Origin of the sequence: Bacillus cereus group sp. MYBK222-1, assembly GCF_051916425.1 — a bacterium.
Classification (GTDB): domain Bacteria; phylum Bacillota; class Bacilli; order Bacillales; family Bacillaceae_G; genus Bacillus_A; species Bacillus_A paranthracis.
Genome location: NZ_JBQAGP010000001.1, coordinates 701,248 through 721,432, shown reverse-complemented (window position 1 = coordinate 721,432; position 20,185 = coordinate 701,248). Strand labels below are relative to the sequence as shown.

Genomic DNA, 20,185 nt, shown 5'->3' with positions numbered 1-20,185 from the left:
ATCACTCCTTTTGAATGTTTTAAAGCACACAAAAAACCCGTCCCTATAAAATAGGGACGGGTTTACCCGCGATACCACCCTAATTCTATTAGCTCTTCACTAATAGCACTTAGCAACGTACTATCATACGTGTTCTTTGTAACGGTAGACATCCGTCCGAGCTTACTCATTTTCAGCCTCGGCTCCTCGGAGATGATTTTCAAATAACGTCTGCACACCGGCTTTCAGCAACATACCGGCTCTCTGGGGAACAGTACACTATTTTACTCTTTCTCGTCTTCAGATTTGTATACTTTGTTAAAAGCTATTTTATGCCATTTGGTAATCAATTGTCAACTAATTCGAAATATATATTTAATTATGCCCTTTTTTCACTATTCTTATACAATTACTTTTCAAATTCTCGCAGTGCTGCTAAATTTTCATCATCCTCGATAAGTTCAGCGAAAAATCCCGACTCATCCTCACGAAGTACAATTTCAAGCTCTTCCTTCGCCTCTTCATTCCTGTTTAACTGTGCTAAATAACAAGCACGATCATATCTTGCTAACAAATCACTCGCATCCATTGTTACTACTTCATTTGTTATTTTTTCTGCCTTTATCGTTTGGCCAGCACCATGATATGAAGATGCTAAAGAAAGAAGAATTGCTGTTTCATTCGGATGATGGATAGAAGCATTTTCTAATACGTGAATTGCCTCTTCAAACCTCTCTTGACTTTGATATATTTCTCCTAAAGCAAGAAATGCTCTACTTACAAATGGTGTTTGCTCCGTTAATTGTAAAGTAATCTTTTCTGCTTTTCTTTCTTCTCCTGCTTTAAAGAATACTTGTGCCTGAAGAAGAAGAGTATCGTAATCATCTGGTAACTCTCGAACCATTTGCTTCGTTAATTCCATAGCATCTCTTAACATACCTTCTTCCTCGCACTCAACGAAAAGATTTACAAGTTGCTTCGCTACTTCATAATCCCATTTATTTTCTAGTGACGTGTGCAGAATCTCTATTGCTTCTCTATTCATCTCTACATTCTCATAAAATAGCGCAAATCGCTGCGCTGCCATACTATTTTTCGGATTTAACTGTAACGAAATTTCATATAAATCAATGATTGTAGTAATAATCGAAATTTCTTTCGCACGGTTTTTCATACGATAAAGAGCTCTCGTAAATATGGATTTCTTCGGCTGTTCATTTTGTTGACGTTCAATCCATCTTTCTGTAACTGCAGATGCAGCGTACATAAACGCCATACTTCTTTCTGCCTTTTTGACTTTTAATATGTGAAGAAAATCTCGTATGTTAGACCATTTCTTATGTTGTTCTATCGCTTTTACATATACATCAAATATACGTTCATTATTTACATCTTTTTGTATAACCTTCATTGCAATTTCAATTGCTTTTGCATTTCTATTTTTCACTAATACTTTTGCATAATGATATAAAACTTCTGTATGCTCACTATCTAATCGTAGTGCCTCTTCAATCTGTGCTTGTTCTTTATCTATTTCATCCATCGCTCCATACACATATGCAATCGCATCTAATCGCCATATTTCAGGCACTTCGTCCACTAATTGTTCTAGTTCAGTCAGCAACTCTTTCTGAAGATTCATTTCTACTGAAAGCTGCGCCAAATATTCCATATTAATATGCAGCGGCTCTTCTTTCATCGCCTGAACCATATGACTTTGTTCTTTAGAACGATTTTCTTCTTTTTCATATATTTCCGCAAGCTGTAAATGTACACCGACGAAATTCCCATCAAGCTCTAAACATGTTTCATATGCCTGTTTTGCTTCCGTCAATTGTCCTAATGCCATAAGTGTTTCACCAATTCGGTAATACGGTAATGCCGTTTCCTTTTGTTCTATCGCCCTTTTATATCTTTTCATCGCTTGGCCATACTGTCCGATAGATTCATATAAAATACCTGTATAACAACCATATTCACTTACTTCATTTCTTTCTTTTTGTAACGTTCTTAAGAATGCTATACCTCGCTGCACAAATACCGTTCCTTTAATTCGATTCACATATTCATCTAACGCGCTTGCTACATTATATTCGCTCTGCTTTATACCACTCTCTAACTTAGACAATGCTACTTTAAACCCTTCTTCACTTCCACCAAGTTCAACTTCAGCATCCCATAAAACCATTCCCGCATTCATAAGAAAATCTTGGCTCTTTTCAATTTGTTTTTCAATACCGAGAATATATTCTTTTGCTTCCTTATATTGTTCTCTTGCCATATAAACTTGCGTAAGTCCGAAGTGAGAATAAACATCATCATGATTTTCTTCTAAAGCACGAGTATACAACGATTCTGCTTCTTCCAGGCTATCATTTTGAAAATGATAGTCACCCAGTTTTACATATAGAGGTGCCTTATCATCACAATTCTCAATACCTTTTAATAAAATTTCTTTCGTACTTTCTTCATCCTTCAGACCAGATTCGTATATTTCTGCAAGTTTCGTATAAATGTAAGGTGCATTACTATCCAAATGAATCGCTACTTTAAGCCCTTTTATCGCTAAATGTAATTTCCCTAAATGATGCGCACATCTCGCTCGCTCATACCATACATGTGCCTCATTTTTATACTCTCTTAACAGGTCGTTAAAGATTTCATACGCTTCTTCATATCTTTCTAAATCTATTAATATTAACCCGTGATTCGTTAAAGTAAATCTTTCTGGACTACGTTCTAAAGCAACTTGAGAAAACTGCAATGCCTTATCAGATTGATCGATATACATATAGGATAACGCAAGGAAACTCCAAGCAATCGGCTGATCTGCGTCTAATTGTAATGAGGAACGAAAACTTGAAATCGCTTCTAAATAACTTTCCTGCTCAAAAGCATACCTTCCGTTTATGAAATGATATAAGGCACGACTATTTTTCTTCTCAACACTCGCAAGCATGTGCCCAGATTTTTCTAACTCTTCCAGGCGAATAAAGCACTGTGCACCATGTAATTTAACAAAATCTGAGTTAGGAAATTTCTCCATTAACTTTTCTATACAATATAAAATAAATTCTTTATCTACTTCAACATCTAAATGCTTAACCGTATATAACCACGTATTCGGATTATCACTCGTCCCTTTTAAAAACTGTACTAAGTCATGAATCTCCTCTTTATCTTGTTCATCCAAATGATCTGTTAAAGAAAAAATAGATTTAAAATAATGATGTTCTTCTTCATTTAAAAATGATAGTAGTTCCTTCTTTTCTTGCGGAACAAACGTAATTGCTAAACAACCTGTATAACGATATTTTTCTTGTAACTTACTATATTCCACCATAACTGGCTCTATAAAGTTCGGATCTTGAACATAAAAGGCCTGCAATGTATCATCATATCCAGCTAGTACTTGTACATGTGAAGCATGCTCAATATCTATACTTAATAAAACAGGAATTCCTTCATCAATCAGTCTCTTATAATTCTCTTCATTACCTTTAAAATAACGATATTCATAACCTAATTCTTCTAAATAAGAAACAGTATCTGAAAACTTCGATCCTGTCATATCAAAAATAAACTCTGCTATTTCATCTTGTGTACGTTTTTCTCCCCATAATTGCAACATCATTTCTAAACTTGTCGGCACACAATAATTATCCTTTTGTACAATGGGAACGATCGGCAGGTGAACCTTTTTTCCATCTGGATTTTTTTCTAAATTATGATATAAAGACCCTTTTAAACTTTTTTCTTCTTTTAATAACTGTTGTAAATCTACAAGTTTATTCATTTTGTACAGTGCTTCTGCTCGTAAATGTACGAAATAAGCTTTATACGCATGATAAGGAAGCTGTTTATTTATGTTATCTATTACTGATAACATATCTTCGTACTTCCCTAAATCTAATACATATTTTATCTTTTCAAAATGAAAATATGGTACTTGTGGGAACTTTACAATTGCATCATCAATTAGCTGCAATGCACGTTTTTGTTCTCCTTTATTCGCATATAACTGTGATAATAAATAGGTAGATAACTCTTCACAATCTTTATGCTGCATACCAGCTATCAATTGTTCTTCTGCTTTCTCCCATTCACCTGTATGCATATAGACGTATCCCCATTTATCAAACACGGCACGTTCACTGTACTCCTCTGCTTTTTGCATATAGATTAGCGCTTCTTCATTTCGTTTCATTTCCAACAAACATCGTACTAAAGTAAAATATGTTTTCGCTAAAAGATCAACTTCAATTTCTTCTTTATTTACCTCTTCTAATGAGTCTTTTAACAACTGTTCTGCTTCAAGGATTTTCCGCTCATCAATTAACTCATCACAATATAAAGAGAGCGTTCTCATATTTGGGAATTTTTTATAGGCGTAGCGAATGAGGAATGAACTGTATTGGTGCATAAGCCCTTCATCAGTAAGACGTATTAATATATCAAACTCCTTATGTGAAGGAATATTAGCAAGCCAATTCTTTACATAAGATAAAGTATTCTTTTCTTTTATATATGAAATTTCATTATTTATTTCCTGTAATCCATCTATAAATCTCTTGTCTTTCAAACAAGCATCTAACTGCTTAAAATCTAGCATGTATTCACCTCGAATATTTATTTATACTGCTACTTGCTTAGATTTTACACATCATATTGTATGTATTCAACTAAAATCTCCTATAATGGATAGTATTATTTAATATTATTCGAATTTATAACAAAATATAGTAAAAATGATTGTTTTTCTCTGTATTTTGTTTGATTATATGGAATAACGTAACATGTGGATCTTATTTTTATATAGCTGAAATCAGTACATGAAATTATATCGGCGATAATTCAAATATATCAGCGATTATATGTCGAATATCGACTTATCGACATTCAGCGACATGTTTCATCGTATTACTACCTATTAACATACTATTTCACCAAATGTAATTTTCATATTCGGAGCGTACACTAATGAAGAATGTATATGAAATGCTTTAAAAAATCGTAGTTCAGCTTCATATTGAGCTAGCGCATCATCATATGTTAATCCTCTGTCTATTAAACGTCCTATAAATTGCTGTTTATCACCTGGATTCCCCGCAATCCCCTCTTCCTTTAATGAATGATACAACTTCGCTTTACCATGATGGTGCATATTAGAATCTAAAAAGTTCACTTTATCACTTACTCTACATTCAATATTTTCCACGCCTAATTCACTTAAATATATCGGTATTTTCATACCAATATTTCCATCTTTTCCGCTTCTCTGTGTGTCATTTTCAAATAACTTCTGCAAAGTGCCTAACCTAATAAATTCCGATTGATTCTCCCCATCTAAAAAGTATGAAGACATATTTGATATCCAATGTGGTTCAAAACAGATTATTTTTCCGCCCTTTTTAACTGAATGTATCATTTTTTGTAGCATTGTTTCTGGAGTAGTCATATGTAATAAGAAAGCATGACAGATTGCTATATCGTATTTATCGTTCAGTTCAATTTCTGTAGCATCTCCTTCAAGAAATTCTGAATCATACGGAAGTAAACGAAACAACTCTCTCGCTTCCGCTATTAATGTTCCCCCGCTATCAATGCCTGTATACTTTGATCCTTTTGGAAGTAATGGCATTAATATTAAGCCTAAATAACCATATCCACAACCGTAATCAACGATATGTACTGGCTTAGTGATTCTCCAAACTGTATTTACTAAAAAGCTTACATAATCGTCATTGTAATATAAATCTCTTGTATTTTTTAAATAAGTTAGTTTACTGTTCCAATCATACGTTTCCAACGTCTAACGCCTCCTTTTATATACAAAACTAAAGTTCTCTATATAATAGTCGTATTCCTACACTTTTCTTAAAATTTCAAAGCAAAAAGCTAGTGTATTATTAAAAATACACTAGCTTTTTATTTGGAAGAAAAATTTAACAAGTACAATCACAATCAAAACAATCCGTACAATCTAAATCGCCACAATCTGCTTTTCTCTTTCTTTTGTTTCTCTTAAGATAATAATACAGTAGCCCAAACAATAGTATACAAATAGTAAAAGCTATTATTGCTTCTGTATACTTATTTTGAATCATAAAACCAATTCCACTTCCACCTGAAATAAAAATTAGAATTAAGTAAAACCAGAACATCTATGTAAATACCTCCGTTACTATATACCTTAAGATAATATCCAAATAACACTTGATGAAATAAATAACCCCATACCATTACCGCTTAATACACCAGTAGTTACTCTTAGTAAATTTGTGCTACTTCTCCATTTCCACTTTTGGGTAAATCCATCAATAAGTAACGGAATTTGAGCAGAAAATGATAGTATAATTGCAAAAAGAAATGAAAGTGTTATATAAAAATAAATTGGAAACATTAATATACCGATAAGCATGCCTGTACAACGCGCACATAAAGGTATGTATTTTTGTAGTTTAAGAAAACTTCTATCTGATCTTCTATGACAAGGAATTTGTAAAATCATATTTCGAATCAATATAAATCCTCCTCTCTAAAAAGATTTTAATTGATTTTGAAAATTAATTATATATCCAAATAAAAAACAAACCAGGTTTATATACTAAACCCAGTTTGTCAGTTTATTACTATGCTACATCTCCTCAGGTGCCTCCACCCCAAGTAAACGTAATCCCTCTTTTAATACAACCGTCACAGCATACACTAATGCCAGTCTACTGTCTTTCTCTTCACTCTCTTCTAATATACGCACATTCCCGTAATATTTATTAAACGATTGCGCTACATCTAATACGTATTTCGAAATAACTGATGGTTCATTTTTGTTGAAGGCTATTTCAATTACTTGTGGGAATTTATTAAGTAATTTTACAACGCTCCAGCTATGATCATCTTTTAATGCAAACGTACACGTTTCAAATTCTACGCTTTCTTTTCTTAAAATAGAGCAAGCACGTGCATGTGTGTATTGTACGTACGGGCCTGTTTCCCCTTCGAATTTCAGCATATTTTCTAATGAGAATTCAATATTGTGCATACGCTCATTTTTTAAATCGTGGAAGATAACTGCGCCTACACCGACTTGCTTTGCTACTTCTTCTTTTTGTTTTAAGTTTGGATTTTTCTCTTCAATATTTTGTTTTGCAAGTTCGATTGCTTCCTCAAGTACTTCTTCGAGTAAAATAACTCTTCCTTTACGTGTGGACATTTTCTTACCATCTTTTAAAATGAACCCAAACGGTACATGTTCCATTCCATCAACCCAAGTGTAGCCCAACTTTTTTAATACAGTGAAAAATTGATTGAAGTGTAAACTTTGTTCCGGGCCAACTACATATAACGCTTTATCAAAACCAAATGTGTTTTGACGATATAGTGCTGCTGTTAAGTCACGCGTTGCATAAATCGTCGCACCATCTGATTTTCTAATTAAGCAAGGCGGCATTCCCTCTTCTTCTAAATTAACGACTAATGCGCCTTCTGACTCTTCAAGCAAATCATGCTCCTCTAAAATCCCAATAAAGTCTTCCATTAAATTATTATAAAAAGCTTCTCCTTGAAAATTAGTAAATTCCACACCGAGAAGTTCATAAATACGAGAAAATTCTTTTAAGGATTCGTGGCGGAACCAATTCCAAAGCTCAACAGCTTCTTCATCACCTTCTTCTAATTTCTTAAACCAAGCGCGTCCTTCTTCTTCTAATTCTTCGTCGTCTTTTACCTCTTCATGAAATTGAACATATAACTTAAATAATTCACGTATTGGATCCTCTTTCACTACTGCTTCATTTCCCCATTTTTTATAAGCTGTAATTAACTTTCCAAACTGTGTTCCCCAGTCTCCAATATAATTAATTCCTACAACTTCATAGCCACATTTTTCAGCGATATGTTTCAATGAATTTCCTATCATTGTAGAGCGTAAATGCCCCATTGAAAATGGCTTTGCGATATTAGGAGAGGAATAATCGATAACGACCGTTTTTTCATATCCAAAATGATTGTGACCGTACTCTTCTTTCTCCGCTAAAATCGTTTTTAATACTGTATCACTTACCGTTTCACGATTAAAAAAGACATTTACGTAAGGACCAACAGCCTCTACTTTCGCAAAAAACGGATCACTTAATTTCTGTGCAACTTCCTTTGCAATAATAGCCGGTGCTTTTTTATATTGCTTCGCTAATGAAAAGCATGGGAACGCTGCATCTCCGAATTCATCTTGTTTCGGTGTTTCAATTAAATCTAAAATTTGCTGTTGCGTTAATTCATTCGTAAAAATATTAGATAAACTTTCTGCAAACTGCTTTTTATAATCCATGCTACAACCTCCTTCATTTTTAAAATACAAAAAACTCGTCTCTAAAAAAGAGACGAGTTTGAACCCGTGGTACCACCCTTGTTGTTCATTACGAACCACTTTCCCGTTTATAACGAGGACAGGGGGCCTCGGCTTACTCTACTATTCGTTCAAGAAGCATCTCCGAAGTGCGCTTCATCTTTTTCTTCCGCACTAGGCTCACACCATCCCTAGCTCGCTTTCCTTCTAAAAAAGACTACTCTCTTCATCACAGACAGTATATTTAATTAATTATTGCTTATTATACATCTTTTCAAACAATTAGCAAGGGTCAATTACACCAAAGTGAAACTTAGCACTTTTTCTTTTGTATACGTGAAAATTGTGTTTTTCAAATCTAGAACTACGGAAATGATCTTTTAATACAACACGCTTTCTCGCCACTCGCTTCGCCTCCGCAATTGTTTCATCAGTAATATCATGATACAAAGCGAAATGTTTTAATCCTTTAATTCCGTCAGATTCTATGACAGTTTCTTCAAACATCGGATCGAGATAAACGATGTCATAGCTATTATCTTCACATTGTTTTAAAAATGCGAAGTGCTCCGTTTGCTTTACATCAATTCGTTGCATTGCTTCATCAATTTCAGAAACAGATGAAGACCATGTTTTCAAACCATTTTCCATAATATAAGCCATATACTCATTGCCTTCAAGTCCTGTTACTTTTCCGCTTTCACCAACAATATAACTAGCTACAATACTATCTGATGCCATCCCGAGCGTACAATCTAACACTGTCATTCCTCTCTCTAATTGCGTGGCTTGTACAAACGGATCATGTTCTCCGCGCATTAACCTTTTCACACGAAACATCGCTGAGTTCGGATGAAAGAAAAACGATTCTTCCGTACCTTTTGGATAAATAGCTAATCGGTTCTTCCCTACGACAAGTACATCTTGTTCATACTGTTCATGCAGCTTATGTACTGGTATGTCATTACGTTTAACGAAAGAAGCATTTAATTCTGCTGCTACCCTGTTTGCATAAGCTGTCATTTCTTTGTTCGTTCTTCCTGCTGTTGTTACTATCATTTTTTCACCTCTATATAAAGAAAAGAGGGAGATTTACTCTCCCCCTTCTTTAGCAATTCTTTTCGAAAGCTTGTTCTAAATTCGTAATAATTTCGTCCATAGTTGCACCTTCAATTTCATGACGGTGAATGAAGTGAACAACTTCTTTTCCTTTTAACAATGCCATAGATGGTGAAGACGGAGGAATTTCTCCGAAGTATTCACGCATTTTTGCAGTAGCATCTTTATCTTGACCTGCGAATACAGTTACAAGATGATCAGGTTGTTTTTCAGCACGAACAACCGCTTGACCTGCTGATGGACGTGCTAAACCAGCTGCACAACCACAAACAGAGTTTACAACTACTAAAGTTGTACCTGTTACGTTTTCCATAAATTCTGTTACAGCTTCTTCTGTAGTTAACTCTTCAAACCCAGAACGCACTAACTCTTGGCGCATTGGGATTACCATTTGGCGCATGTATTCTTCATAAGCATTTGACATCTTGTAATCTCTCCTTCAACTTTCATTCCAAATTCATCATATCACGCTCTATTAATAGGTGCAAAAGAAAGATAACGATGATTTCATTTTTTTGTAGGGATTTCACAAATCCCTTCGCGGCAATGTCCAACTGGGACAAGTTTTCTATTGTTAGCGATATAATCGTATACTTTACTTCCAAAACCAAGTACGATAGATAGCTTTATAAAAGGTACGGCAAACCAATAAGATGGAACGACCTTTGCTAATACATATATGCTATGAATGCCGTCATACCACTTATTATTTTTTAAAATATACAATCTTTGTTCCATCTTACTTTGTAGTTCTTGAGAAAGTTCATACTTCTCAACTACATCTTCATCTCGAAATGAAAAAAATTTCACCTTACCCTTTTTATCTAATTTTTTCGTACGTTCTGCAACCGCCGTACACATCGGACACCAACTATCATAGAAAACAATCATACATTATTCCCCTTTACGAGACTCCGTCATTTGTTTCCATACAGAACCTTTTGCTTCTTCTCCGCCTTCAATACGCTCTAACGCTAGACGTGCTTGCATTGCTACTTCAAACTCTGGATCATCTTGCGCTGCTTTTAATGCTGGAATCGCACTTTCGTCTCCTAGTTCAAATAAGAACATCGCTGCACGCCATCGTACTAATTTACTTGGATCTTTCAGAGATTTAATCATAACGAACATCGCTGCTGGGTCACCTACGTCTGATAAGCAATCACCTGCTGTACGACGAACACTTACAGAGCGATCTAATAAGGCTTTATATAATAACGGTAATACTTCATCACCTTTTACCATACCTAAATATGCTGTTGCTAAACGGCGAATCGAAACTTTTTCATCATCTAACGCCATCTTCAACACTGGAATATCTTCTTCAGTAGGATCCATTTGTTCTAAAGCTGCAAAACGTTTTTTCCAGTCAGCATCTTTCATCATCTCTTCTGTTACTTTATATGGCTCACGCTTTTGAATCGTTACTTCAACAGCACCTGCCTGATTTAATAATTCTTTAACCGTTTCATTTACACGTTCTTCCGGATAAGCAGCAACAATCTCTTCTACTACTTCTTTCCCGATTTCTTCAAAATTACCGTAACGTGTACTTTGTTCCACCCATTTACGTTCTTTTACAACGTTTGGTGCAGACATTTGCACTTTCATAATTGATTCTTTAAAACGGTCAGGTAAACCAACACGTTCTTCCGTCGTTCCATCTGTTAACTTTACTTGCATTGGAATTGTAAAGAACATTTGAACAAACACTTTCACTTCCCCAAAATGAGCAAGTTGTTGTTCTTCACTTTCTTCCACTACTTCTTCGCCAAAAACAGCACGAACTTGTTGTAATAACACTTTCCAGTCATACTTTGCATTTCGCTCCACTGCTAAAAAGTCAGCTACATGATATACACCTTTAATGCCTTCAATTTTCAAAATTTCTTGCACTTGCATTGGCGCTTGTTCTTTATTTTCATTTGTATAATTATTACGTGCTCCTGATGGTAATACTTCATTCAAAATAACTTTCATTGTATTTGGACTTGGCGTCGGTTCAATTGCTTTAATCTTCACGTAAATAACTCTCCTTTATTGCATGTTCTTAGCTGTATTGTAACATGTTATCACGCTATACTCCTACTCGGATGCTTAATTTTACTATTTACCTTTCTACATCGCCGGAAAGTTTCATTCATTCTATTTTCACCTAATCATTCCATAACTATAGTTAAAAGTATAATTGACAATTACATAAAAAGGGATTAACCTTAACTCATAAAATGACCGTGGTCATTTTATGAACAAAGTCATTCAAAGGTGGAGTGATAACAAATGAACAATGTCATAATTATTGGTGGCGGTATTGCTGGACTTTGCGCAGCAATTTCCTTACAAAAAATAGGAATAGAAGTAAAAGTATATGATAAAAACAATGAGCCTACTGTTGCTGGTGCAGGTATTATCATTGCCCCAAACGCAATGCAAGCACTTGAACTATACGGCATTTCTAAGAAAATCAAAAAATTCGGCAACGAAAGTGACGGTTTTAACCTTGTATCCGAAAAAGGTACTACTTTCAATAAGTTAATTATTCCAACTTGCTATCCAAAAATGTACTCCATTCATAGAAAAGATTTACACCAATTACTACTTTCTGAACTAAAAGAAGATACTGTCAAGTGGGGAAAAGAATGCGTAAAAATAGAACAGAATGAAGCAAGCGCCTTAAAGATAGTATTTCAAGATGGTAGTGAAGCACTCGGTAATATACTCATTGCGGCTGATGGTATTCATTCTGTCATTCGAAAGCAAGTAACACAAGGCGATAATTATCGTTATGCAGGATATACGTGTTGGCGCGGCGTAACTCCTGCTAATAATCTTTCTTTAACAAATGATTTTATTGAAACTTGGGGAACAAACGGTAGATTTGGTATCGTCCCTCTTCCTAACAACGAAGTATACTGGTATGCGCTCATAAACGCGAAAGCTAGAGATCAAAAATACAAAGCTTACACAACAACAGATTTATATAATCATTTCAAAACTTACCATAATCCAATCCCATCTATTTTAAAGAACGCATCGGACATTGATATGATTCATCGTGATATTATAGACATCACTCCAATGAAACAGTTTTTTGACAAACGCATCGTATTCATTGGGGATGCTGCCCATGCACTTACTCCGAATTTAGGCCAAGGTGCTTGCCAAGCAATTGAAGATGCGATTATTCTGGCTGAATGCATTAAAAATAATGCTCATTATCGTCAAGCATTTTTAGAATACGAACAAAAACGACGAGATAGAATTGAAAAAATCTCAAATACTGCATGGAAAGTTGGAAAAATGGCACAAATAGAAAGTAAACCTTTAACTATAGTAAGAAACGAAGTAATGAAACGTATGCCAAAATGGGTTTCTGAAAAGCAAACACATGAACTATATAGTTTTCATTTATAACATGTAACTATAATGAAAACTATAAACAGAATTATGACGTAAGATTCTATTTGAGATTATCTCTTAAACAGATATAATTGTTTTTGTTAGGAGTAGATAAAATGCTTAGAGAAACGAGAAAAAAAGAGTTAAAGGAACTTATATTCCTAAAAGCAGTACAGCTCTTTCAAGAACGCGGGTACGAAAATGTAACGGTTCAAGATATTACTACTGCATGTGGGATAGCGAAGGGCACTTTCTTCAACTACTTTCCGAAAAAGGAAAACATATTATTATTTTTAGGTGATTCTCAAATTGAGCTATGGAATGAAAGTTTAAAAACTTACGAAAATGTGGAACATCCAAAAGAAAGAATCAAACTTGTTTTAGGCGATTTACTGGATCGATTTACTGGACATGGTGATTTAATGAAGCATGCCGTCTTTGAGATTATAAAGTCAAACTACTTAGTAGAAAATGAATTAAAAAGTATACAACAGCTACAAGAAGGTTTGTCTTCAATTATTACAGAAGCGAAAGAGGCAGGAAAATTAAACAGTCAATGGGATATAAATATTATCACTTCTACTGTTATGAGCACTTATTTTTATACACTAATGTCGCATTCGCTACTACATGGAAATGAAATCATTGCGAAAAATATTCTCAATCAACAATTAGATGTTGTTTGGGAAGGTATTAATCAAAAGTGATAGAGGGCTATGTTACTAGACCCTCTTATTACGATGCCCCCTCCCGCCTTCTCTCCAAAAAGGTTATACTCTCAATCACAACTTCAGTTCTATATATTCTCTTGCCTTGTTCATCATCGTAATTACTCGTCTGAATACGCCCTGTAATCCCAACAAGTGAGCCCTTCTTACAATATTCAGTTACATTCTCAGCCGATTTTCGCCATACGACACAATTAATAAAATCTACTTGTTGTTCACCTAAACTATTTCGAAATCCTCTATTCACCGCAACACATGCTCGTGCATATGCGACGCCTTGCTTTGTGTAGTATAATTCTGGCTCCTTTGTCAATCTACCGATTAATACAACTCGATTGAATCTCCGTACTAAATTATATATGTAATAATTAAGCAGTACCGATATAAAAACATTCTCTTAATTTCTACACATTGTTCTTGTGTAGAAATTAACCTATACCTTCTCTTCCTATTTTGATTAGTTTAGATTACTTTAATTTCCCTTCATAATTTTCTAGTATTTTATACCCCGAAGACAGTAAATCTTTTAAATATTCATCTTCCAAAAGAGTATGTAGTATTTCTAATTTCCCTAAGTTTTTATAAGCATATTTTAAATCTATTTTGGCTTCTCCATGGTATATTTGGTTAATTGAATCGATATAACCTTTAGTAACCGTCTTGAATTGTTCATCAATTAAGTTCTTTGATATTACAATACCACTATTATTTTGTTCCACATTACCCTTAGACATTGTTTCTAATTCCCTATCCAATACTTTCTTTAGATAAAAGTAAAATCCCGTTCTATCTCTACACCTATCAATAGATTTAATCACATTTAAACTAAAATCCGATTCATCAAATTCATAAAGTGATTTATAAAGAATGTAAATTTCCTCAATATCCAATAAAATTTCTTCACATAATAATGATTCCATTCTATTACTTGTTAATAAATACTCTTTTAATGTTGCAGGTAACCTTATGCTATTCTTGATGCCGTCCATACTTAAATTATCATCCTTCTTTAATTTTAATATCACACTATAACATTATAGACTAGAAGTTTCGTTGTGACTATAGTCTGCATGATTAGGAGTTAAAAAATATACTTGTAACACTACCTTAATTTGTATATTTACTCTGATTCATTATTAAAGGGACTCTATTCTTTTCCATACTAACTAATTTAACACTAACCTCTATACTATTTTTCTTTAACTCTACAGACAATAGTCCTCTTACTTGCAGACTATAGTCTGTAGAGTTAAAGAAATCACTCTCCCACAATTATTGTATAAAGATTGGGAGAGTGGTTTCTTGAGTATTGAACAAACTTTTGGTACTGTCTTGCAGGAATATCGTCTTAACTCAAAAATGAGCCAAGAAGAATTAGCGTTTAACTCTGAATTAGACCGGACCTATATTAGCCTTTTAGAAAGAGGAAAAAGAAAACCGACAATAAACACAGTATTTGCACTATCTAAAGCCTTAAAAATTAATCCCTCACAACTTATTAAAGAGTTAGAAGAAAAATTATCCAACCAAAAAATATAACAAGAAACAAAAGAAAACATTTCAATTACTTTCTTTTGTTTCTCTTTTTTATGTACTATTATTCTTAAAAAAACGAAAATTTCTAAATCTAACTTGTGTTGTAAATTAATTATGTTCACTTTATTCTTATTTATATCTGTGGATATAAATAAGAATCTTTTCAAGGTTTCAAACGCTTTTCGAAAAATATATATCATCTCTTTTTTCTTTACGAGTTCCAGAACTCATTACATAAAAATGTGTATCTGCATCAAGTTCACTTATCCTGGTACAAGCACTATATAATCTTTGCATTTATAAAGGATTAATAAAGTTACTTAATTTGAATCTATAAAATACAAAAGCCTTACATAATTAAACTAATGTAAGGCTTTTAATAACGCTTTTGTTCTTCTGCTGTAAGAAGTTCTCGTACCCTCACATACATAAGAATTCCTCCCCATTTTAATAGTTATAAAGCTATGATATACGATTTTAAATTTACAGAATTTCTATTTAATTGTCCCATATTTTCAAATCCATAAGAATGATGAGGGCTTCATTTCAAAATAATATCCATAAAATAATAAAGTCTCAAAAACCTTAATGTTTTTGAGACTTAGATGAATTATACATATAAACGTTTCAATACTTGTTTCATTTCTGATTTGATATTAATACTTGAACGGATTTCTTTTGCTTTTTGTTCCGCTTCTTCTACGTTAGATGCATGCCCTAATTCTACTAATAATCCAGTTGCAACTGTACCTGTACGATTACGTCCACCGGAACAATGGAAAAATACTTTCTTATCTTGTTCAACAGCTTCTTTGACAGCTGCAATTGCATTTCTTACTGATTCATCTTGCCCTTCTACACCTTCTACGATTGGATAAACATGACGTTTAGTTCCAGCCGGAAACCCTTCTGGTTCTTCTCCACCATCACGTAAATCAAACACCTCTGTGATCCCGTGCTTGTTTACTGCGTCTTGTATAGCGTCTACTCCACCAATATATACTTTTCCTTTTACGAGTTCGTGATAATTATTCATGTTTGGTAGTCTCCCTCAATTATTAATTAGCAGCAATTAGATCCGCCACTGATAACAAGTCCTGCGCCTTGTTGGTCTTCTACATAGTCTAATGTTAAAGTATTAACGATTTCTGCTACCTTTGGATCCATTGCGACTTGAACACCGTTTACTGTTTCTGTGATATCACTTTCTTCTGCTTCGCCTAAATTAATACCGTAGCTAGGACCACAGCATCCAGCACCCTCAAATGTAAAACGTAATGTTGAAACACCGTTTTCTTTCATGGCATTTTCAATAAACTCTTTTGCTTTATCTGTAATATTCATTATTATTTCTCCCCTTCACAGTAACTAATTAAAATGTTTTATTTTACTAACTCTTTAAGTTTCTCATATCCTACAATATCTTCCGATTGCCAAGGGATAATAACACAGTTATTTTGTGATTCCTTTTGCACTTCTTGAATCCACTGTATTTCGGACTGTGCTCTTCCTCTTAACACAAAGTCACTTGTATGTGTTGCGTAAAAACTTTGATTGATAACCCACCATTTCGGAGTAATATCCGCACGTTTTAAGTCTTCTTGTAGACGGCTTGCTTCATGAACTGGTGTTGCTTCTGCAAGTGTTACAATTACAACGCTTGTTTCTTCTGGATTACGCAAACGTGGTAATAAGTTTTTCACAGACTGTGGTACTTCACCCGTAGAACGTGCAATTTCCTTATGATACGTTTGTGCTGCATCTAGTAACAATAATGTATGACCTGTTGGTGCTGTATCAATTACTACAATTTCATCATTAGCTCTTTCAACAATATCGGCCAAAGCACGAAAGACTGCAATTTCTTCCGTACAAGGAGAACGTAAGTCCTCTTCGAGATACGCTAAACCTTCTTCATCAACTGTATCTTTTGCTTGCTCTATGACTTCCTTACGATAGTTTTCAACTTCTACTTTTGGATCAATTCGACTTATCGTAATGTTTCCTTGTTCTCCATGCATGACATAATCAATATGCGCTGCGGGATCAGTTGTAGTTAGGTGTACATGGTGTCCTTTTTCCGCCAGACCTACTGCAATTGCTGAAGCTACCGTAGTCTTTCCGACACCACCTTTTCCCATTGTAAAAATTACTCGTTTTCCCGATTCTGAAAGATTAGTAATCAATGTCTGAAGTGAAGGAATAGAGACAGTATTTGTTTCTTCATCCGAAATCGAGAGATTTTCCATTGGTTGAACTAGTTTTCTCATATTCTCTATCCCAGTAACATTAAACGGTACTAATGGAATTTCATAAGTAGGAAGATTTTTTAATTCTTCTGCCATGTTTTCTAACGCGCGTGATTGTCTCTTAAACAATGCATTTGAGATATTATCATTTTGCATATAGTCTTTCAAAATCCCATTTACAAGTAGAAACTGATTACTTACACCAATTTCTTTTAATTCATGAGCTGCTCGTTCTGCTTCTTGTAATGGAGAACTATCTGGTCGTGTAACAAGCAATAACATCGTTTGGTTCGGATTAGATAGTGCCTGGACCGTTTGATTATATAACTCTTTTTTATCACCAAGTCCTGCTAATGGTCCTAAACAAGAAGCCCCATGAGTACTTTCTTCCAGGAAACCACTCCAAGCCGTAGGAAGTTGAAGAAGACGTAACGTATGACCTGTTGGTGCTGTATCAAATATAATGTGATCGAATTTTGATGTTAATTCTTTATTTGTAAGTAACGTAGAGAATTCATCAAATGCAGCCATTTCTACTGTGCAAGCACCAGATAATTGCTCTTCCATCGTTGCAATAACAGCATCAGGGAGCTTTCCACGATATGGACCAACAACACGTTCTTTATATTCATGAGCTGCTGTTTCAGGATCTAAGTTTGCTACTTGTAGATTTAGAACACTTGGAATTTCTTTCGGTTTATTCGTAAGTTCTATTTCGAACACATCTTGTAAATTAGAAGCTGGGTCAGTGCTTATTAATAAAACTTGTTTCCCCATATCAGCTAACGTAATAGCTGTTGCACATGCAGTAGATGTTTTTCCTACTCCGCCTTTACCAGTAAAGAACAAAAATGGTGTGAATACTATTGTGTTTGGGTTATATAAGTTTGTCATTGCCTTTCACTTCTTTCTCTATTTTTTCACGTTTAACTTTAAACGTACGACTGGCTTTTGACTCAACTCTTCTACTGTTATATCTGTTAATTGTGTAAGTTCTTCATTTGTCAGGTGACTTTTTTCTTTTACTACTTTTCCATCTACCAAAGTTACAGGCAACACGTCTGGTCCTTTATCTGTTAATAGTTGACTGATAACAACATTATTGGCAAATGCATCTGGTTCACTTGCCAAATTATAACGAGTCACATCAATTCCTTTATTCTTCAAGTTGTTAACAGCAGCTGAAATACGAATTAACTCTGGATCAACACTTGGACCGCAAACTCCAGTAGAACAACACATTGCAGGATCAAAAATTTCAATCTTTTTCATCTCTGATTTCTCCCCTTCTTTATAAAAAAGCCGAGAAAAAATTCTCGGCCTATTTTGTTTTCAATTATTCTCCTGTTTCAGCATACTTTTTAATGCGTGCGCCAATTTCATCACGAACTCTTTGGAATACAGACCATTCTTGGCCCGCTGGATCATCAAATCCCCAGTGAACTCGTTTTACATGAGGTGGTGTTGTCGGACATACATCATTTGCGTGACCACAAAGTGTTACAACTAAATCTGCTTTGTCTAAAATGTCACGGTCAATGATATCAGATGTTTGGTCCGTAATATCAATGTCTACTTCTTTCATTGCTTTAATTGCATTCGGATTTACTCCGTGTGCCTCAATACCAGCAGAAAGTACATTCCATTTATCACCTAAGTATTTTTTACCCCAAGCTTCTGCCATTTGGCTACGACATGAGTTTCCTGTGCATAAGAAGTAAATTGTTTTTTTGTTTTCCATGATAATTCCACCTTTATTATGATTGTTTATTTTTATTGTGTTTGAAAGTATTTACGCTGGAACCAAAGTGCTACATTTACAAGAGCTATCATAACTGGAACTTCAACTAAAGGTCCGATAACTGCCGCAAAGGCTGCACCTGACTGAATTCCAAATACACCTACAGCTACTGCAATCGCTAATTCAAAGTTATTACTTCCAGCTGTAAACGCTAATGTTGTTGACACCCCGTAACTTGCACCAATTTTTTTGCCCATAAAGAAAGAGACAAAGAACATGATTACAAAGTAAATAAGCAATGGAATTGCAATACGTACAACATCAAATGGTACGCTAACAATCACTTCTCCTTTTAGAGAGAACATCACAATGATTGTAAATAATAATGCGATTAAAGTAATTGGACTAATCTTTGGAATGAATACTTTTTCATACCATTCTCGTCCTTTCGTTTTTACAAAAATCAAGCGTGTTAGCATACCTGCGATAAATGGAATTCCTAGATATATAAACACTGATTTTGCAACCTCTGCCATTGTTATATCTACAACAGCACCTTCAATTCCTAACCATTCTGGAATGACTGTTACAAACACATAAGCATATACTGAGAAAAATAACATTTGGAATACAGAATTAAAAGCAACTAATCCTGCCGCATACTCCGTATCACCTTTTGCTAAGTCATTCCAAACGATTACCATCGCTATACAACGAGCCAAACCTATCATAATTAAGCCCACCATATATTCTGGCTTATCCGGTAAGAATATAACAGCCAAAGCAAACATCAGAACAGGACCAATAATCCAGTTTTGTACCAACGATAATACTAATACTTTTACATCTTTAAAAACTCGCCCCATCTCTTCATAGCGAACTTTCGCGAGTGGAGGATACATCATTAAAATTAATCCAATGGCAAGTGGAATAGAAGTTGTTCCTACCTGTAAGCTATTCATTCCCTCAACAAAACCAGGGGATAGATATCCAACTCCAATTCCAATAGCCATTGCAAGGAAAATCCAAAGAGTTAAATACCTATCTAGAAATGACAGTCGCTTTTTCCCCGTGTTGCTCATTCTTCTCA

Annotated in this window: 20 protein-coding genes and 2 other annotated features; of the genes, 3 read left to right on the top strand and 17 right to left on the bottom strand. The window is 34.5% G+C overall.

The features are described 5' to 3' along the window. Positions 1 to 49: 49 nt before the first annotated feature. Positions 50 to 289 (bottom strand) — a binding site (T-box leader). Positions 290 to 388: 99 nt separating this feature from the next. From ACTFR9_RS03670 to ACTFR9_RS03630, 9 genes are all read right to left on the bottom strand, one after another. After that, entirely contained in the window at positions 389 to 4,591 is a 4,203-nt protein-coding gene (locus ACTFR9_RS03670; protein WP_440048954.1) for a tetratricopeptide repeat protein, read from the bottom strand. 318 nt (positions 4,592 to 4,909) lie between these two features. Further along, the gene (locus tag ACTFR9_RS03665; protein WP_000451288.1) at positions 4,910 to 5,788 is read right to left on the bottom strand and encodes a class I SAM-dependent methyltransferase; all 879 of its coding nucleotides are present in this window, start codon (positions 5,786 to 5,788) and stop codon (positions 4,910 to 4,912) included. A gap of 136 nt (positions 5,789 to 5,924) precedes the next feature. Next, positions 5,925 to 6,143, bottom strand: a complete 219-nt coding sequence (locus ACTFR9_RS03660; protein WP_000498526.1) for a hypothetical protein — start codon at positions 6,141 to 6,143, stop codon at positions 5,925 to 5,927. Between the two features lie 29 nt (positions 6,144 to 6,172). Beyond that, the gene (locus ACTFR9_RS03655; protein ID WP_000620803.1) at positions 6,173 to 6,502 is read right to left on the bottom strand and encodes a DUF2085 domain-containing protein; all 330 of its coding nucleotides are present in this window, start codon (positions 6,500 to 6,502) and stop codon (positions 6,173 to 6,175) included. A gap of 114 nt (positions 6,503 to 6,616) precedes the next feature. Beyond that, a complete protein-coding gene (gene argS, locus ACTFR9_RS03650) occupies positions 6,617 to 8,305 on the bottom strand; it encodes an arginine--tRNA ligase (RefSeq protein ID WP_000384853.1) in 1,689 nt (562 codons plus the stop codon). A 45-nt stretch (positions 8,306 to 8,350) separates the two neighbouring features. Next, positions 8,351 to 8,565, bottom strand: a binding site (T-box leader). 40 nt (positions 8,566 to 8,605) lie between these two features. Next, positions 8,606 to 9,382 (bottom strand): class I SAM-dependent methyltransferase, encoded by a 777-nt coding sequence (locus ACTFR9_RS03645; protein WP_000637441.1) that lies wholly within the window; start codon positions 9,380 to 9,382, stop codon positions 8,606 to 8,608. Between the two features lie 49 nt (positions 9,383 to 9,431). Further along, complete coding sequence (locus ACTFR9_RS03640) at positions 9,432 to 9,866, bottom strand: BrxA/BrxB family bacilliredoxin (RefSeq protein ID WP_000063713.1); 435 nt, start codon at positions 9,864 to 9,866, stop codon at positions 9,432 to 9,434. An 83-nt stretch (positions 9,867 to 9,949) separates the two neighbouring features. Continuing rightward, positions 9,950 to 10,333 carry a thiol-disulfide oxidoreductase DCC family protein gene (locus ACTFR9_RS03635; RefSeq protein WP_000634897.1) on the bottom strand — a complete coding sequence of 128 codons (384 nt, stop codon included), beginning with the start codon at positions 10,331 to 10,333 and terminating at the stop codon, positions 9,950 to 9,952. 3 nt (positions 10,334 to 10,336) lie between these two features. Then, positions 10,337 to 11,464 carry a conserved virulence factor C family protein gene (locus ACTFR9_RS03630; protein WP_000692572.1) on the bottom strand — a complete coding sequence of 376 codons (1,128 nt, stop codon included), beginning with the start codon at positions 11,462 to 11,464 and terminating at the stop codon, positions 10,337 to 10,339. Between the two features lie 258 nt (positions 11,465 to 11,722). On the opposite strand from ACTFR9_RS03630, the gene ACTFR9_RS03625 reads away from it, so the two are divergent. Further along, entirely contained in the window at positions 11,723 to 12,856 is a 1,134-nt protein-coding gene (locus tag ACTFR9_RS03625; protein WP_001066845.1) for an FAD-dependent monooxygenase, read from the top strand. Between the two features lie 101 nt (positions 12,857 to 12,957). Further along, a complete protein-coding gene (locus tag ACTFR9_RS03620) occupies positions 12,958 to 13,548 on the top strand; it encodes a TetR/AcrR family transcriptional regulator (protein ID WP_000943173.1) in 591 nt (196 codons plus the stop codon). A gap of 28 nt (positions 13,549 to 13,576) precedes the next feature. On the opposite strand, the gene ACTFR9_RS03615 is transcribed toward ACTFR9_RS03620, so the two are convergent. Both ACTFR9_RS03615 and ACTFR9_RS03610 read right to left on the bottom strand, forming a co-directional pair. After that, positions 13,577 to 13,930 carry a single-stranded DNA-binding protein gene (locus ACTFR9_RS03615; RefSeq protein ID WP_229136430.1) on the bottom strand — a complete coding sequence of 118 codons (354 nt, stop codon included), beginning with the start codon at positions 13,928 to 13,930 and terminating at the stop codon, positions 13,577 to 13,579. A 106-nt stretch (positions 13,931 to 14,036) separates the two neighbouring features. Beyond that, on the bottom strand, positions 14,037 to 14,558 hold the full coding sequence (locus ACTFR9_RS03610) for a hypothetical protein (RefSeq protein ID WP_000348701.1): 522 nt from the start codon (positions 14,556 to 14,558) through the stop codon (positions 14,037 to 14,039). A gap of 313 nt (positions 14,559 to 14,871) precedes the next feature. On the opposite strand from ACTFR9_RS03610, the gene ACTFR9_RS03605 reads away from it, so the two are divergent. Further along, positions 14,872 to 15,108 carry a helix-turn-helix domain-containing protein gene (locus ACTFR9_RS03605; RefSeq protein WP_000021281.1) on the top strand — a complete coding sequence of 79 codons (237 nt, stop codon included), beginning with the start codon at positions 14,872 to 14,874 and terminating at the stop codon, positions 15,106 to 15,108. 607 nt (positions 15,109 to 15,715) lie between these two features. Here the strand turns inward: ACTFR9_RS03605 and ACTFR9_RS03600 are convergent. The 6 genes from ACTFR9_RS03600 to arsB all read right to left on the bottom strand — a co-directional run bounded on the left by ACTFR9_RS03600 (position 15,716) and on the right by arsB (position 20,177). Continuing rightward, positions 15,716 to 16,141 (bottom strand): protein-tyrosine phosphatase family protein, encoded by a 426-nt coding sequence (locus tag ACTFR9_RS03600; RefSeq protein WP_001067266.1) that lies wholly within the window; start codon positions 16,139 to 16,141, stop codon positions 15,716 to 15,718. 26 nt (positions 16,142 to 16,167) lie between these two features. Further along, positions 16,168 to 16,449, bottom strand: a complete 282-nt coding sequence (locus ACTFR9_RS03595) for a HesB/IscA family protein (RefSeq protein WP_001027741.1) — start codon at positions 16,447 to 16,449, stop codon at positions 16,168 to 16,170. A gap of 38 nt (positions 16,450 to 16,487) precedes the next feature. After that, complete coding sequence (gene arsA / locus ACTFR9_RS03590; RefSeq protein WP_000183546.1) at positions 16,488 to 18,248, bottom strand: arsenical pump-driving ATPase; 1,761 nt, start codon at positions 18,246 to 18,248, stop codon at positions 16,488 to 16,490. An 18-nt stretch (positions 18,249 to 18,266) separates the two neighbouring features. Beyond that, positions 18,267 to 18,626, bottom strand: coding sequence for an arsenite efflux transporter metallochaperone ArsD (gene arsD / locus ACTFR9_RS03585; protein WP_000717833.1), 360 nt, complete (start codon positions 18,624 to 18,626; stop codon positions 18,267 to 18,269). Positions 18,627 to 18,690: 64 nt separating this feature from the next. Then, on the bottom strand, positions 18,691 to 19,095 hold the full coding sequence (gene arsC, locus ACTFR9_RS03580) for an arsenate reductase (thioredoxin) (RefSeq protein WP_000428327.1): 405 nt from the start codon (positions 19,093 to 19,095) through the stop codon (positions 18,691 to 18,693). Positions 19,096 to 19,127: 32 nt separating this feature from the next. Further along, positions 19,128 to 20,177, bottom strand: coding sequence for an ACR3 family arsenite efflux transporter (gene arsB / locus ACTFR9_RS03575; RefSeq protein ID WP_000072353.1), 1,050 nt, complete (start codon positions 20,175 to 20,177; stop codon positions 19,128 to 19,130). Positions 20,178 to 20,185 lie beyond the last annotated feature (8 nt).

Bases quoted from the DNA above. Each gene is read 5' to 3' on its own strand.
- ACTFR9_RS03670 (WP_440048954.1), bottom strand. From the start codon at position 4,591: ATGCTAGATTTTAAGCAGTTAGATGCTTGTTTGAAAGACAAGAGATTT.
- ACTFR9_RS03660 (WP_000498526.1), bottom strand. From the start codon at position 6,143: ATGTTCTGGTTTTACTTAATTCTAATTTTTATTTCAGGTGGAAGTGGA.
- argS (WP_000384853.1), bottom strand. From the start codon at position 8,305: ATGGATTATAAAAAGCAGTTTGCAGAAAGTTTATCTAATATTTTTACG.
- ACTFR9_RS03645 (WP_000637441.1), bottom strand. From the start codon at position 9,382: ATGATAGTAACAACAGCAGGAAGAACGAACAAAGAAATGACAGCTTAT.
- ACTFR9_RS03640 (WP_000063713.1), bottom strand. From the start codon at position 9,866: ATGTCAAATGCTTATGAAGAATACATGCGCCAAATGGTAATCCCAATG.
- ACTFR9_RS03635 (WP_000634897.1), bottom strand. From the start codon at position 10,333: ATGATTGTTTTCTATGATAGTTGGTGTCCGATGTGTACGGCGGTTGCA.
- ACTFR9_RS03625 (WP_001066845.1), top strand. From the start codon at position 11,723: ATGAACAATGTCATAATTATTGGTGGCGGTATTGCTGGACTTTGCGCA.
- ACTFR9_RS03620 (WP_000943173.1), top strand. From the start codon at position 12,958: ATGCTTAGAGAAACGAGAAAAAAAGAGTTAAAGGAACTTATATTCCTA.
- ACTFR9_RS03610 (WP_000348701.1), bottom strand. From the start codon at position 14,558: ATGGACGGCATCAAGAATAGCATAAGGTTACCTGCAACATTAAAAGAG.
- ACTFR9_RS03600 (WP_001067266.1), bottom strand. From the start codon at position 16,141: ATGAATAATTATCACGAACTCGTAAAAGGAAAAGTATATATTGGTGGA.
- ACTFR9_RS03595 (WP_001027741.1), bottom strand. From the start codon at position 16,449: ATGAATATTACAGATAAAGCAAAAGAGTTTATTGAAAATGCCATGAAA.
- arsA (WP_000183546.1), bottom strand. From the start codon at position 18,248: ATGACAAACTTATATAACCCAAACACAATAGTATTCACACCATTTTTG.
- arsD (WP_000717833.1), bottom strand. From the start codon at position 18,626: ATGAAAAAGATTGAAATTTTTGATCCTGCAATGTGTTGTTCTACTGGA.
- arsC (WP_000428327.1), bottom strand. From the start codon at position 19,095: ATGGAAAACAAAAAAACAATTTACTTCTTATGCACAGGAAACTCATGT.
- arsB (WP_000072353.1), bottom strand. From the start codon at position 20,177: ATGAGCAACACGGGGAAAAAGCGACTGTCATTTCTAGATAGGTATTTA.